Annotated in this window: 13 protein-coding genes; 9 read left to right on the plus strand and 4 right to left on the minus strand. The window is 72.8% G+C overall.

The genetic code is table 11. The annotated features are described in order from the left end of the window. Window positions 1-51: 51 nt before the first annotated feature. Together ACWEPF_RS24775 and ACWEPF_RS24780 are read right to left on the minus strand one after the other, a co-directional pair. Window positions 52-429: a helix-turn-helix domain-containing protein gene (locus tag ACWEPF_RS24775; protein ID WP_452174211.1), complete on the minus strand. Its 378-nt coding sequence runs from the start codon at window positions 427-429 to the stop codon at window positions 52-54. Then, complete coding sequence (locus ACWEPF_RS24780; RefSeq protein WP_345280245.1) at window positions 426-680, minus strand: thiamine-binding protein; 255 nt, start codon at window positions 678-680, stop codon at window positions 426-428. The genes ACWEPF_RS24775 and ACWEPF_RS24780 overlap by 4 nt, the downstream gene beginning before the upstream one ends. Before the next feature lie 180 nt (window positions 681-860). On the opposite strand from ACWEPF_RS24780, the gene ACWEPF_RS24785 reads away from it, so the two are divergent. The 8 genes from ACWEPF_RS24785 to ACWEPF_RS24820 all read left to right on the plus strand — a co-directional run bounded on the left by ACWEPF_RS24785 (window position 861) and on the right by ACWEPF_RS24820 (window position 10,882). Then, the gene (locus tag ACWEPF_RS24785; RefSeq protein ID WP_452174212.1) at window positions 861-1,700 is read left to right on the plus strand and encodes a TIM barrel protein; all 840 of its coding nucleotides are present in this window, start codon (window positions 861-863) and stop codon (window positions 1,698-1,700) included. A 38-nt stretch (window positions 1,701-1,738) separates the two neighbouring features. Continuing rightward, entirely contained in the window at window positions 1,739-2,626 is an 888-nt protein-coding gene (locus ACWEPF_RS24790) for a 2-hydroxy-3-oxopropionate reductase (RefSeq protein ID WP_345280241.1), read from the plus strand. 305 nt (window positions 2,627-2,931) lie between these two features. Then, window positions 2,932-4,056: a glycerate kinase gene (locus ACWEPF_RS24795; RefSeq protein ID WP_452174213.1), complete on the plus strand. Its 1,125-nt coding sequence runs from the start codon at window positions 2,932-2,934 to the stop codon at window positions 4,054-4,056. Window positions 4,057-4,181: 125 nt separating this feature from the next. Then, on the plus strand, window positions 4,182-5,564 hold the full coding sequence (gene allB / locus ACWEPF_RS24800; RefSeq protein WP_345280237.1) for an allantoinase AllB: 1,383 nt from the start codon (window positions 4,182-4,184) through the stop codon (window positions 5,562-5,564). Beyond that, a complete protein-coding gene (gene alc, locus ACWEPF_RS24805; protein WP_452174214.1) occupies window positions 5,561-6,826 on the plus strand; it encodes an allantoicase in 1,266 nt (421 codons plus the stop codon). Before allB ends, alc begins: the two co-directional genes overlap by 4 nt. A gap of 152 nt (window positions 6,827-6,978) precedes the next feature. Further along, a complete protein-coding gene (locus tag ACWEPF_RS24810) occupies window positions 6,979-8,442 on the plus strand; it encodes a catalase (protein WP_345280233.1) in 1,464 nt (487 codons plus the stop codon). 117 nt (window positions 8,443-8,559) lie between these two features. After that, the gene (locus tag ACWEPF_RS24815; RefSeq protein WP_452174215.1) at window positions 8,560-9,651 is read left to right on the plus strand and encodes a hypothetical protein; all 1,092 of its coding nucleotides are present in this window, start codon (window positions 8,560-8,562) and stop codon (window positions 9,649-9,651) included. Window positions 9,652-9,661: 10 nt separating this feature from the next. Further along, a complete protein-coding gene (locus ACWEPF_RS24820) occupies window positions 9,662-10,882 on the plus strand; it encodes a L,D-transpeptidase (RefSeq protein WP_452174216.1) in 1,221 nt (406 codons plus the stop codon). Between the two features lie 7 nt (window positions 10,883-10,889). Here the strand turns inward: ACWEPF_RS24820 and ACWEPF_RS24825 are convergent, their stop codons facing one another. Then, entirely contained in the window at window positions 10,890-11,786 is an 897-nt protein-coding gene (locus ACWEPF_RS24825; protein WP_452174217.1) for a hypothetical protein, read from the minus strand. After that, window positions 11,783-12,820 (minus strand): SPFH domain-containing protein, encoded by a 1,038-nt coding sequence (locus ACWEPF_RS24830; RefSeq protein ID WP_452174218.1) that lies wholly within the window; start codon window positions 12,818-12,820, stop codon window positions 11,783-11,785. The genes ACWEPF_RS24825 and ACWEPF_RS24830 overlap by 4 nt, the downstream gene beginning before the upstream one ends. A gap of 187 nt (window positions 12,821-13,007) precedes the next feature. Between ACWEPF_RS24830 and ACWEPF_RS24835 the strand changes: the two genes are divergently transcribed. Further along, entirely contained in the window at window positions 13,008-13,766 is a 759-nt protein-coding gene (locus ACWEPF_RS24835) for an IclR family transcriptional regulator (RefSeq protein ID WP_452174219.1), read from the plus strand. Window positions 13,767-13,910 lie beyond the last annotated feature (144 nt).

Raw genomic sequence — 13,910 nt, forward strand, 5'->3', positions numbered from 1 at the left:
CTGGGCGCGGCGCCCCGGCCGCAGCCAGTGGACGGGGCGGACAGCGTCAGGTCAGCCCTTCGAACCGTCCTGTCGGTTCAGGTAGTTGTACACCGTGAACCGGCTGACGCCGAGGGCGCTGGCGACGGTCTCCACGCCGTGTCGGACGGTGAAGGCGCCGCGCTCCTCCAGGAGGGCGACCACGCGCTGCTTCTCGTACCGGTCCAGCTCGGTCAGCGGACGCCCGTCGAACTGACGGGTCATCTCGGCCAGCAGACGGTCCAGTGCACTGCTCAGGTGCGGCAGCCGGACGGCGATCGCCGCCCGGCCCTCCCACTCCAGCACCACGTCGTCCGGGCGGGCCTCGTCGAGCGCGACCTCGGTCGCGCCGACGGCCTCCAGCAGCGGCTTTATCGCCGATGCCAGCGGGTGTTCCAGGGCCTCGCTCACGCGCTACCCCCTCCTTCCTCTTCCTGGTCCAGCACGCTGACCTGGACGGAGATCCGGGTGGCGCCGGCCGCCAGGGTCTCGCGCAGCAGCGTGGTCACAGCGGTGACGACGTCCTCGGCCTCGCCCCGGGCGTCGGTCCCGAAGGGGCCGACCGCCACCTCGAGTCCGGCGTCGGTCACCGCCTTCAGGGCCGCCTCGGCGTGCTCGGGGAACGTGTCCCGCTCGAACGGTTCTGTCGTGAACTCCACCATCAATCGCACCTGGTCACTCTATCGATCAGGCGTTTTGGCGGAAGGGGCAGGACTCGACGGAGAGCTTCAACAAAATGTTGCGAGCGGTCTTGACGGTCCATCGGACGGCAGGGCAAGCTTCCATCAAGCAGAATCCGTCTTCCGGATCGTGGAAGTCTCGGATCGGAAGAGTGAAAGGTGATGGGCGTGACTGCCGCTTCCCAGCACACGTACACGGTCAACCTGTCGATCCTGTTCAGCGAGCTCCCGCTCCTGGAGCGCCCCGCCGCCGCCGCGGCCGCCGGCTTCACCGCCGCCGAGCTCTGGTGGCCCTTCGGGGAGAACCACACGCCGTCCGAGGCGGAGCTGGACGCGCTGCGCAAGGCGTTCACCGACGCGGGCGTGCAGCTGACCGGTCTGAACTTCCTGGACGACCTGACCAAGGGCGCCCGCGGCACCGTCTCCGTCCCGGCCGAGCGCGAGCGCTTCCGGGAGAACCTGCCGGTGACCGTCGCGCTCGCCGAGTCGCTGGGCACCAAGGCGCTCAACGCGCTCTACGGCAACCGGGTGGAGGGCGTCTCCGCCGCCGAGCAGGACGAGCTCGCGCTGGAGAACCTCGCCCTGGCCGCCCAGGCCGCGCACTCGATCGGCGCCCTGCTGCTGATCGAGACCCTGAACAAGGTCGAGTCCCCGGACTACGCGCTGCTCTCCGCGGAGGCCGCGATCGAGGTGGTGGACAAGGTGAACGCCGCCACCGGCCTCGGGAACGCGAAGTTCCTCTGCGACCTCTACCACCTGGCCCGCAACGGCGAGGACCTGGCCGAGGTGATCACCAAGTACGCCGACCGGATCGGCCACGTGCAGATCGCCGACACCCCGGCGCGCAACGAGCCCGGCACCGGCGAGCTGGACTTCGAGGACCTGTTCGCCCGCCTCACCGCCGCCGGCTACACCGGCCGGATCGGCCTGGAGTACAAGCCGTCGACCGGCGTCTCCGCCGACAGCTTCGAGTGGCTCCCGCGCGAGCTCCGCTCCAACTGACCTTCTCTCACCCTCCCCGCACCAAAGGACGTATCGCGATGAGCCGCAAGATCGCCTTCATCGGCCTCGGCATCATGGGCAGCCCGATGGCCGCCAACCTGGTCAAGGCCGGCCACCACGTGACCGGTTACAACCTGACCCAGCCCCAGATCGACGCCCTGGTGGCGGCGGGCGGCCACGGTGCCACCTCGATCGCCGACGCCGTGAAGGACGCCGAGGTCGTCATCACGATGGTCCCGGCCGACCCGCACGTGGAGCAGGCCATCCTCGGTGAGGGCGGCGTGCTGGAGAACGTGGCCCCGGGCACCCTGGTCATCGACATGTCCAGCATCACCCCGCAGACCTCGATCAAGGTCGAGGCCGCCGCCAAGGCGAAGGGCGTCCGCACCCTGGACGCCCCGGTCTCCGGTGGCGAGGCCGGCGCGGTCGAGGCCGTGCTCTCCATCATGGTCGGCGGCGAGGCGGCGGACTTCGCCGAGGCCAAGCCGCTGTTCGACGCGCTCGGCACCACCGTCATCCACGTCGGCCCGGCCGGTGCCGGCCAGACCGTGAAGGCGGCCAACCAGCTGATCGTGGCGGTCAACATCCAGGTGCTGGCCGAGGCCGTGGTCTTCCTCGAGAACGCGGGCGTGGACCTGCCGGCCGCGCTCGACGTGCTCGGCGGCGGTCTGGCCGGTTCCACCGTGCTGAACCGCAAGAAGGGCAACATGATCGACCGTCAGTTCGCCCCGGGCTTCCGGATCGACCTGCACCACAAGGACATGGGCATCGTCACCGACGCCGCCCGTGCCGTCGGTGCGGCCCTGCCGGTCGGCGCCGTGGTGGCCCAGCTGGTCGCCTCGGCCCGTGCCAACGGCGACGGCTCGCTGGACCACTCGGCCCTGCTCCGCGGCGTCGAGCGCCTCTCGGGCCGCGAGGTCAAGTAACCCCATAGCTCCCCCTGGCGGCGTGTACCTGTCCGGTCGTGCCCGCGCCGCCAGGGGGCCACAGTTCGGTCGGCCGACGGGTCCGGTGCTCATCCACCCGTCCGCCGACCGTTCCAAGCCGGCGGTGCGCTCGGTTCTTCGGTCGTTCCGAGCACCAGCGCCGCCCGGCCCCCTCCCCGCCGAGGGGAGCCCCCCGTACGTCGGAAGCGGAGCGGGGGGAACGGCGGGGAGGGGGTCGCACCCCGGTCATTCCGGGCAGATGATCGGCCTGACGACGTATCGAGCGCGAGCAACGGAGAGTCCCCATGGGTCACATCGTGGTAGCCCCTGACAAGTTCAAGGGCACCCTGGAGGGCGCCGAGGTCGCCGCCAGGATCGCGGCCGGCATCCGCCGGGTGGCCCCCGGTGCGGACATCCGCGAGCTCCCGGTCGCCGACGGCGGCGAGGGCACCCTGGCCGCCGCGCTGGCCGCCGGCTTCAAGAAGGTCGCCGTCAAGGTGGCCGGTCCGACCGGCCTGCCGGTGGACGCCGCGATCGCCCTGGGCGGGGACACCGCCGTGGTCGAGCTCGCCCAGGCCAGCGGCCTGGCCCGGCTCCCCGGCGGCCGCACCGCGCCGCTCGCGGCCGGCTCCTACGGGGTCGGCACCCTGATCGGACGGGCCGTCAGCCTGGGCGCCAAGCGGATCGTGCTGGGCCTCGGCGGCAGCGCCTGCACCGACGGCGGGGCCGGCATGGTCCAGGCCCTCGGGGTCGGCCTCTACGACGCCGACGGCCTGGAGCTCGCCCCCGGCGGCGCCGCGCTGCGCAAGCTGGACCGGATCGACCCGGGCGCGCTGGCCGACACCCTGAAGGGCGTCCAGGTCGTGGTCGCCTGCGACGTGGACAACCCGCTGCTCGGCCCGCGCGGCGCGACCGCCGTCTACGGACCGCAGAAGGGTGCCGACGGCGACGACCTGGTGATCCTGGAGGAGGGCCTGACCCGCTGGGCGGACGTGGTCCGCGGGGTCAGTGGCAAGGACTTCCGTGACGCCCCCGGCGCCGGGGCGGCAGGAGGGGTCGGCTTCGCCGCCCTGGCCCTGCTCGGCGCCACCATGCGACCCGGCATCGAGCTGCTGCTCGAACTGCTGGGCTTCGACGAGGCCGTGCGTGGGGCACGACTCGTCGTGACCGGTGAGGGATGCCTGGACGCGCAGACGCTGCACGGCAAGGCCCCCGCCGGTGTCGCCGCGGCGGCCACTCGGGCGGGGGTTCGGGTGGCCGCCGTGGCCGGACGGCTGGAGCTCTCGGAGCCCCAGTGGCGGTCGGCCGGCTTCGTCGCGGCGTACGCGCTGACCGACCTGGCCGAGCAGCCGGGGGACTCCATGACCAAGGCGGGGGAGCTGGCCGAGGTCGCGGGGGAGCGGCTGGCGGCCGAACTCCTGCAGGCCTGACCGATCGTACTTTCCTACATTGACGTTTTGTTGAAGGCGGGCCTAGGCTCCGAACAATCGCAGCTGGCGACCCGGTGAACGGGCCCCAATTGCCTTGTCCGCCTTCGCTATTCCCGGAGGTCCCCATGCCCATCAGCGAGACGCCCGCCAGCACGGCGGTGATCCGCTCCCGCCGCGTGGTCCTGCCGGACGGCGAGCGCCCCGCTGACGTGCTGGTCCGGGACGGCCGGATCGAGCAGATCGCCGAGCACGGCTCCCTGCTCGTCGGCGATGCCCACCTCACCGACCTCGGCGACACCGCGCTGCTGCCCGGCCTGGTCGACACCCACGTGCACGTCAACGAGCCCGGCCGCACCGAGTGGGAGGGCTTCGCCACCGCCACCAAGGCGGCCGCCACCGGCGGTGTCACCACCATCATCGACATGCCGCTCAACTCCATCCCGCCGACCACCACGGTCGAGGGCCTGGAGGCCAAGCGGAAGATCGCCGAGGGCCAGGCCTGGGTCGACCTCGGCTTCTGGGGCGGGGCGATCCCCGGCAACGTGGCCGACCTCGAACCGCTGCACCGCGAGGGCGTGTTCGGCTTCAAGAGCTTCCTCGCCCCCTCCGGGGTGGACGAGTTCCCGCACGTCGAGCAGGAGGACCTGGAGGCCGCGCTGGCCGAGCAGGCCCGGATCGGCGCGCTGGCCATCATCCACGCCGAGGACCCGGCCGTGCTGGACGCCGCCCCGCAGCACCCGGGCGTGCACTACCGCGACTTCCTGGCCTCCCGGCCCGACGACGCCGAGGCCGCCGCCGTGGCCCGGCTGCTCGACACGGCCCGCCGCACCGGCGCCCGCGTCCACATCCTGCACGTCTCCTCCGCCGCCGTGCTGCCGCTGCTGCGCCAGGCCCGCGAGGACGGCGTCCGGGTGACCGCCGAGACCTGCCCGCACTACCTCACCCTCGCGGCCGAGGAGGTGCCGGACGGCGACACCGCCTTCAAGTGCTGCCCGCCGATCCGCGACGAGTCCAACCGGGACCAGCTCTGGGCGGCGCTGGCGGCCGGCGAGTTCATCGCCGTGGTCTCCGACCACTCGCCCTCCACCCCGGACCTGAAGCTCCTTCAGCGCTACGGCGGCAGCGGCGACTTCGCCGCCGCCTGGGGCGGCATCGCCTCCCTCCAGCTCGGCCTGCCGGCCGTCTGGACCGAGGCCCGCCGCCGCGGCCACACCCTGACGGACCTGGTCCGCTGGATGAGCAGCGGCCCCGCCGAGCTGGCGGGCCTGACCGGCACCAAGGGCGCCATCGCCGTCGGGAACGACGCCGACCTGGTGGCCTTCGACCCGGACGCCGAGTTCGCCGTGGTCGCCGAGGACCTCCACCACCGCAACCCCGTGACGCCGTACGCGGGCAAGACCCTGAGCGGCTCCGTCCGCACCACCTGGCTCCGCGGCCGGGTGATCGACGTCGAGGCCGCGCCGTTCGGCCGTCAGATCCGCAACAACGAAGAAGGAGACCTCAGTTGAGCACCGGTCAGACCCCGAGCGCTCCGTTCACCGAGCTGGTCAACCTGGCCTCGCGCCTGCTGGGCGCCGGCGTGGTCGACACCAACGAGGACACCTTCGCCGACGCGGAGAACCTGCTGGTCGCCAAGCCCGCCGAGTTCCGCCCGCACACCTTCGGCCACAAGGGCCAGATCATGGACGGCTGGGAGTCCAAGCGCCGCCGCGGCGTCTCGGCCGAGCAGCCGCACCCCACCGACGAGGACCACGACTGGGCGGTCGTCCGGCTCGGCGTCCCCGGCCGGATCCACGGCGTGATCGTGGACACCGCCTTCTTCACCGGCAACTACCCGGAGACCGGCTCCGTCCAGGGCGCCTCCGTCCCCGGCCACCCCTCGCCCGAGGAGCTGGCCGCCGCCGAGTGGACCGACCTGGTGCCGCGCACCGCCCTCCAGGGCAACACCGCCCACGAGTTCGAGGTCACCGACCCGACCCGCTACACCCACGTCCGGCTGAACATCTGGCCCGACGGCGGCGTGGCCCGCCTGCGGGTGCACGGCGAGGTGCTGCCCGACCCGCGCGAGCTGGACGGTCTCAGCTTCGACCTGGCCGCCCAGGAGTTCGGCGGCGTGGCCGAGGCCGCCTCGGACCGCTACTTCTCGTCCCCGCACAACCTGAACGCTCCCGGTCGCGCCTCCGTCATGGGCGACGGTTGGGAGACCCGGCGTCGGCGCGACAAGGCCAACGACTGGGTACAGATCGCCCTGGCCGGGGGCGGCGAGGTCCTGGCGGCGGAGGTGGACACCTCCTACTTCGTCGCCAACGCCCCTGGCTGGGCCGACCTGGTCGGCTACGACGCCTCCACCGGCGGCGACCCGTCCACCGACGCGGACGGCTGGTTCGAGCTGCTGCCCCGCACCCGCCTCCAGCCCGACACCCGGCACCGCTTCCGGCTCGCCGCCGGACGCAACGCCACCCACGTGCGGATCAACGTCTACCCGGACGGCGGCCTGGCCCGCCTGCGCCTCACCGGCAAGCTCACCGAGGCCGGCCGCGCCGCCCTCGCGCTCCGCTGGTTCAACGCCGTCCCCGCCGCCGAGGCCGAGCAGGCCCTCGCCGAGGCCGGCCTCACCCCGGCGGAGGCCACCGCGCTGACCGCCGCCCGCCCGCTCGCGGACGCCGCCGCGACCACCGCCGCCGTCGCTGCCCTGCAGCCGACCGACGGCCCCGACGGCGAGCAGTCCTCCCGCCGCCGCTCGGCCATCTGGCGCCTGCTCGGCGTCTAGCACGAAGGTGCGCCCCGTCAGGGGCGCGAGCCTCTGCTGATCTGCGGCTCCGCCGCGGGGCGCGCCCAGCCACCCACGGCCCGCACTTCCGCTCCCGCCTGTCGTTGCCGCCCCGCAAAACACCTCGCACCGCTGCTACTTGAAGGACCCTCATGTCGAAGATCCTCACCACCGAGTCCGGCGCCCCGGTCGCCGACAACCAGAACTCCGCCTCCGCCGGCGAGTACGGCCCGCTGCTGATCCAGGACCAGCAGCTGCTGGAGAAGCTGGCCCGCTTCAACCGCGAGCGCATCCCGGAGCGCGTCGTGCACGCCCGCGGCTCCGGCGCCTACGGCTACTTCGAGGTCACCGACGAGGTCTCGCAGTACACCAAGGCCGACTTCCTCTCGGCCGTCGGCCAGCGGACCGAGGTCTTCCTCCGCTTCTCCACCGTCGCCGGCGCCCTCGGCTCCTCGGACGCCGTCCGCGACCCCCGCGGCTTCGCGCTGAAGTTCTACACCCGCGAGGGCAACTACGACCTGGTCGGCAACAACACCCCGGTGTTCTTCATCAAGGACCCGATCAAGTTCCCCGACTTCATCCACTCGCAGAAGCGCGACCCGTACACCGGCATCCAGGAAGCCGACAACGTCTGGGACTTCTGGGCCCACTCGCCGGCCTCCACCCACCAGATCACCTGGCTGTTCGGCGACCGCGGCATCCCGGCCTCGTACCGCCACATGAACGGCTACGGCTCGCACACCTACCAGTGGACCAACGAGCAGGGCGAGTCCTTCTGGGTCAAGTACCACTTCAAGACCAACCAGGGCATCCGCTCCCTCGACGGCGGCCAGTCCGCCGAGGTGCTCGGCGCCGACGCCGACTCGCACCAGCGCGACCTGCACCAGGCCATCGAGCGGGGCGTCTTCCCGTCCTGGACCCTGTACGTGCAGCTGATGCCGGTGGCCGAGGCCGCCGACTACCGCTTCAACCCCTTCGACCTGACCAAGGTCTGGCCGCACGCGGACTACCCGCTGGTCAAGGTCGGCCGCCTGGTGCTGAACCGGAACCCCGACAACGTCTTCGCCGAGGTCGAGCAGTCCGCGTTCTCGCCGAACAACTTCGTGCCGGGCATCGGCGCCTCCCCGGACAAGATGCTCCAGGGCCGCCTGTTCGCCTACGCGGACGCCCAGCGCTACCGCCTCGGCGTCAACCACACCCTGCTCGCGGTCAACGCCCCCAAGGCCACCACCGCGCAGAACTACGGCCAGGACGGCTTCTCCGCCGTGGCCCGCAACGGCAAGGACGCCAAGAACTACGAGCCCAACTCGTACGACGGCCCGTCCCAGACCGACGCCCCGCTGGCCGCCCCCGTCGCGGTCACCGGCCACACCGGCACCTACGTGACGCCGCAGCACACCAAGGACGACGACTTCTTCCAGGCCGGTGAGCTCTACCGCCTGATGTCGGCCGGCGAGAAGACCCGCCTGATCGACAACATCGCGGGCTTCCTCTCCCAGGTCTCCCGCGACGACGTCGTCGAGAAGAACCTCGCCCACTTCCACGCGGCCGACGAGGAGTACGGCGCCCGCCTGGAGGCCGCCGTCACCAAGCTCCGCGCGGGCAACGACAACTGACCCACCCGTACCACCTGACCCACCCTCACGGGCCGGGTCCCTCCCCTCTCGGGCAGTGGGGGGAGGGACCCGGCCCGCAGGGCGTTCGAGGGGAACACGGGTGCGAGGATGGGGGTCATGGTCGGTTATGCGGTGTGCTTCCTGCTCGGACTGGTGCTGGGTGTGGCCGGCCTGAAGGTCCGTCAACGCCGGTCGGCGATGCCCCGGCCGTCGACGGACGGACCACCGTTCGGGGAACTGCCCGTCGCGGTGCGCGAGTCGGTGACCCTCTTCGGGGAGGAGCTGGCCGTCCTGGACCTCGGCGTCGACGTGGTGGATGCGCCCCCGGCCGTCCTGGAGGAGTACCGGGCCGCGTTGGCGGCGTACGACCGGGCCGGCGCGGCCCGTACGGAACCCGACGCGCTGGCCGCCCTGCGCGACGGCCGGGCAGCCGTGATCCGGCTCGCGGCCCGGCGCGACGGGCGGCCCGTCCCGATCGACGCGCTCCCGCCGATCGCCGCCCTCGACCGTCCGCCGGTGGCGGTCGGCACCGGCGAGCGCCACGTGGCGACGGGGTCCGGGCCCGGGACGGTCGAGGTGCTCATCGACCGCCACGAGCCGGGCGGTGTCACCCTCGCGGAGATCGAGGCCGTCGGCGACGGCCACTTCGTCGTCGAGCTCGTGACGCGGACCGAGGACCTGGTCGGCACCGGGGCCACGCTGCTCTCGGTGATCGACGACTACCGCGGCCGGCGTCTCGTTCCGGCGGAGGCCACCCATCTGCGCGTCACGGTGAACTCCCACCGCGAGGACTACCGCTGGTCGATCCGGATCGTGCCGCCGGCGGACGCGACCGCGCTCGCGCCCGAACACCGCGGCCGGCACGACGACGTGCTCCGCCACGATGGCGGCCCCGCGGTGGTGACGGTCCAGTTCCAGGGCGAAGGGCGCTGGGACGTCGACTACCTGTGCGAGTGCCTCCGCCGGTTTCCCGGGTGCGACTGCCCCCACCCGGCTTGGCCCGCGGACACACCTGGTGACTGGTCCTACTCGGCGCACGGCTCCGGTGACGGACGCCGCCCGATGCGACTGCCCCGGCCCGGCTACCTGATCGTCAGACAGGACGAGGGCCGTTCCTCCTGGTACCTGACCACCCGTCCGGTGGACGTCGTGCCCCCGCGCCCCGCTGCCGGACCGGGTGCAACCTTCGACCCGGGTCGGAGCGTATAGAGCGTGGACCATGAACGAGGGGGAGCACGTGAAGTACGTTCGGGCGGCCGAGGTGGCCGTGGTGATGGGCAGTGTGCTGGTGCTGGGGACGGCGTGCAGCGGCGGTGGTGCGGGGGAGCCGGCTCCGGTGGTCGCCTCCGGGGCGGCGAGCCCGTCCGCTGAGGTGCTGCCGAAGAGCTCGGCGGCGGTGCTGCGGGTGAGTCCGGCGAACGGGGCCAAGGACGTCCGGCTGGACGGGGCGCTCAAGGTCGAGGTGGACGGCGGGACGCTGTCCGAGGTGGTGGTGACGGACAAGGACGGGAAGAAGGTCGCCGGCTCCACCACCGCGGACGGCCGTGGGTGGACGCCGGAGGGAGGCCTGGTGGCCGGCACCGGATACACCGTCAGCGCCCAGGCCAAGGACGGGCAGGGGCTGGTGTCGGCGGTGAGCAGCAGCTTCACCACGCTGGTGCCCGCGGGCAAGGTGTCGGTCAGGGACAACATCGGCAACGGCGAGACCTACGGCGTCGGGATGATCGTCTCGGTGAACTTCGGCAAGCAGGTGAAGGACAAGGAGGCCGTCCGGAAGGCGGTCACCGTGCAGGGCAGCGACGGCACCGTCGCCCGCGGCCACTGGCTGGAGGACGACACCCGGCTGGACTTCCGGCCGGAGGACTACTGGAAGCCGGGCACCAAGGTCACCGTCAGGCACCACCTGAAGAGCATCGAGATCGCCCCCGGCCTGTACGGCGACAAGGACGCCGAGGAGACCTTCACCGTCGGGGAGAAGCGGATCAGCACGGTGGACGCCAAGACCCACCGGATGACCGTCACCACGGCGGCCGGCTCCCGGGAGGTCCGGATCTCGGCGGGCAGCGACGACAACCCGTCCTGGAACGGCAAGATGGTCATCTTCTCCAAGGAGCGGGTGACCCGGATGAACTCGGCCACCGTCCCCGGCGTCAGGGGCGAGCCGTACGACCTGGCAGCCGTCCCGCACGCCATGAAGCTGACGGACAGCGGCACCTACGTGCACGGCAACTCCTGGAACCCGAACATCGGCCGGGGGAACTACAGCCACGGCTGCGTCGGCCTGTTCGACACGGAGAGCGGCAGCAAGACCTCCGACGCGGGCAAGTTCTACGAGGAGTCCCGGATCGGCGACGTGGTCGAGATCGTCAACTCCAAGGGCGAGACGGTCGAGCCGGAGAACGGCCTGAGCGGCTGGACCGTCCCGTGGAGCAAGTGGTAGCAAGCGCTCACAGCAGCCGCAGGCGCTGGGCGGCGACGCCGATCCGGACGGTCTGGCCCCAGCCGAGGCTGAGGGTGTCGGCCTCGACGCCGTCGCCGAAGGCGACCAGCTCGTCCGACTCGACGGTCAGGGACAGGGACTGACCCTCCGTCAGCAGGCCCTGGACCTGGGAGGTGCCGGTGGTCGGCGAGGGCCAGGCCTCCCGGACGAACCAGGCCAGGCCCGCCGCGTCCGGCCCCGGCAGCGGGAGGGTGCTGCGGCTGGCCTGCCAGACCGACCGGCACCACCCCGTCGCTCCCGTCCCGGTGCCGACCAGCACGCCCGAGGAGGCCTGCGCCTCCTCGGGCGCCTCCGGGGCGGCCAGCCGGTAGCGGGCCGTCTGGTGGCCCCGCTGGCCGAGGTAGACCTCGTTGAGGGCCAGCAGCCGCTGGGTGTCGTCGGCCACCGCCTCCACCATGGTGCGCTGCTCCAGGCGGCGGTCGGCCCCCGCTCCGACCGCCGCCCGCAGCAACGGCCCGGCCCGCTCCGGGCGGTGGCGGACCAGCACGCCCGGGTTGCGGCCCGGATCGGCGTCCACCCCGATCACCGGCTGCCCGGTCAGGTACTTGGCGGTGTTGGCCACCAGCCCGTCCTGGCCGACCACGACCACCACGTCCTCGGGCGTGAAGAGGAAGCGGTCCAGGTCGGCCCGCTCCACCCGGCTGCGCCGCCAGTCCAGCGGGACGGCCGCCGAGACCTCGGCCAGCGCGGCGGCCGTCCGGTCGTGCCGCCGCTCCGCCTCGGCCAGTGAACGGCCGCGCGAGGCGAGGAAGAAGGAGGCCTGCCCGCGCGAGCCGTGCCGGGCGAGCAGCTCCTCGTACTCGGTGCGGCGGTGCACCAGCACCACCCGGGGGGTGAGCGTCACGACGACTGCCCGCCGCCCAGCTTGGTCAGCAGCCCGGTCAGCACGTCCGGGGTCAGGGTGACGCTGTCGATCTTCGGCAGGTGCTCGGCCAGCCGGATCAGCGCCAGCGCCTTGAGCACCTCGGGCCCGGCCTGCTGGTGCGCCGCCAGCCAGGCCGCCTCGCCGGCCGCCCGGGCCTCGCCGAGTGCCCGGTCGCTCTCGGCCTTGGCGGTGGCCAGGATGGTGGCGGCCTCCGCCTCGGCCGCGGCCAGCCGGGTGCGGCGGACCGCCTCGGCCTCGGCCCGGATGCCGTCGTCGGCGGCCGCCTGCTCGGCCTGGCGGCGGGCGTTGGCGCCCTGCTGCTGGATCAACTCCTCCTCGCGGCGGGCCAGTTCGATCTGGTTGGCGAGCTCGTTCTCGGCGATCGCGCGCTCCCGCTCGACCGCGACGGCGCGCCGCTCGTAGGTGGCCCGGTCGGCCTCCTGCTGGACCTGCTCGCGGGCGGGGGTGCGCAGGGCCCGCTCCAGCTCGGCCTCGGGGCGCAGGGCGGTGATCCGGACCGCGATCACCGCGAGCCCGGTCTCGGCGAGGCGCTGGTCGCCGCCCAGTCCCTCGCCGATCCGCTGGCGGAGCAGGGTGATGCCGTCGGCCAGCGCGGCGGCCAGGGTGGTGCGGGCGATCAGCTCCAGGGCGTGTTGCTGGGCGGTCTCGGTGAGCAACCCGCCGATCTGGTCGAGCGGTTCGCCCCGCCAGCGGCCGGTGGCCAGGTCGATGCCGAAGTCCACCCGGGTGGCCGCGACCGCCGGGTCGGTGATCCGGTAGGTGACGGTGGCCTGCACGGTGAGGTCCTGGAAGTCGGCCGTGCGGGCGTGGAAGAGCAGGGTCAACTCGCGGTCGTCCGCCGGTACTTCGGAGATGCTGGCGGCCAGCGGGCGGAACCAGTAGGCCAGGCCGGCGCCCTCCCGGCGCAGCTTGCCGCGCTCCAGGTGCCGGACGTACGAGGTGGGTGCGGCCCGCAGGTGCCGGTAGCCGAACCGCCGAGTGATGTCTGCCATGTCCCTCTCCTTTATCGTCATGAAGACGATAATCCCGGCTGATCCTTCTCGTCAAGATGACGAGATGATCATCCGCCCGAGCTGACGGACCTGGTGACGACCTGTCGGGCAATCCCGCCGGTGGTCCGTTCTCGAACGCTCCCTGGGGATACGCTGGGAGCGGCAGGTGCGTACGGAGGGGGTCGCCATGTCGGTGCGGGGATTGCCGGTCTCGGCCGGGCCGTTCGGAGTGCTGCGGCGGGCGCTGCGGGTGCTGGAGGCGGTGGACCGCCATCCCGGTGGTGTGCCCGAGGCGGCCCTGGCGCGCGAGCTGGGCATACCGCTGCCCGCCGTCCGGGAGCTGGCCGAGGCGCTCGAACTCGAGGGCTACCTGGCCCGGGTGGACGGGGTCTGGACGCTCGGCGGCGCGGTCGCGGTGCTCGGGCAGCACAACCGAGAGCAGCTGGTGCGGGCCCGGCTGGAGCAGCGGCTGGGCGAACTGCGCGACGAGCTGGGCGCCGCCGTCTACTTCAGCCGCTACCACGACGGCGAGCTCTCGGTGGAGGCGGTGGCCGCCGGCGACCACGCCCCCGCCGTGCTGGAGTGGGTGGACTTCCGGGCCACCGCGCACGCCAGTGCGATCGGCAAGTGCCTGCTCGGCCAGCTCGACCACGACGGGCGCCGGGACCACCTCGCCCGCCACCCCGCCGCCCGGCTGACCGCCCGCACCATCACCGACCAGCAGCAGCTGATGCACCGTCTGGAGCGCCAGCCCGCCACCGTCCCGGTGCTGGACATCCAGGAGTACTCGCTCGGCACGGTCTGCGCCGCCGTCCCGGTCTCGGCCGGCACCACGGTCGGCTGCCTGGCCACCTCGCTGCCGGTCGAGCAGGCCCACCGGCTGCGCGCTGCGGCCGAGTTGCTCGCCGACCGGGCGGCGCCGCTGATGCTGGCGATGGCGGTCTGACCGCCTCCGCGTCCCCCGCTCGACGGCGGATTCCCTCGTTCGGGTGCAATGGCGGGCCGTAGGCCGTTCGGGATCATCCTGCGCCCGGCGGAGCTGGATACTGGGTCGGCGGCCAGGCCAAGATCACCGGCCGCGACTCCCCCT

Source organism: Kitasatospora sp. NPDC004289, from assembly GCF_053602875.1.

What these genes read in the sequence shown, in the direction of transcription:
- allB (WP_345280237.1), top strand. Translation starts at nt 4,182, where the DNA reads ATGCCCATCAGCGAGACGCCCGCCAGCACGGCGGTGATCCGCTCCCGC.
- ACWEPF_RS24815 (WP_452174215.1), top strand. Translation starts at nt 8,560, where the DNA reads ATGGTCGGTTATGCGGTGTGCTTCCTGCTCGGACTGGTGCTGGGTGTG.
- ACWEPF_RS24835 (WP_452174219.1), top strand. Translation starts at nt 13,008, where the DNA reads ATGTCGGTGCGGGGATTGCCGGTCTCGGCCGGGCCGTTCGGAGTGCTG.
- ACWEPF_RS24785 (WP_452174212.1), top strand. Translation starts at nt 861, where the DNA reads ATGGGCGTGACTGCCGCTTCCCAGCACACGTACACGGTCAACCTGTCG.
- ACWEPF_RS24795 (WP_452174213.1), top strand. Translation starts at nt 2,932, where the DNA reads ATGGGTCACATCGTGGTAGCCCCTGACAAGTTCAAGGGCACCCTGGAG.
- ACWEPF_RS24790 (WP_345280241.1), top strand. Translation starts at nt 1,739, where the DNA reads ATGAGCCGCAAGATCGCCTTCATCGGCCTCGGCATCATGGGCAGCCCG.
- ACWEPF_RS24820 (WP_452174216.1), top strand. Translation starts at nt 9,662, where the DNA reads ATGAACGAGGGGGAGCACGTGAAGTACGTTCGGGCGGCCGAGGTGGCC.
- ACWEPF_RS24810 (WP_345280233.1), top strand. Translation starts at nt 6,979, where the DNA reads ATGTCGAAGATCCTCACCACCGAGTCCGGCGCCCCGGTCGCCGACAAC.
- ACWEPF_RS24830 (WP_452174218.1), bottom strand. Translation starts at nt 12,820, where the DNA reads ATGGCAGACATCACTCGGCGGTTCGGCTACCGGCACCTGCGGGCCGCA.
- ACWEPF_RS24780 (WP_345280245.1), bottom strand. Translation starts at nt 680, where the DNA reads ATGGTGGAGTTCACGACAGAACCGTTCGAGCGGGACACGTTCCCCGAG.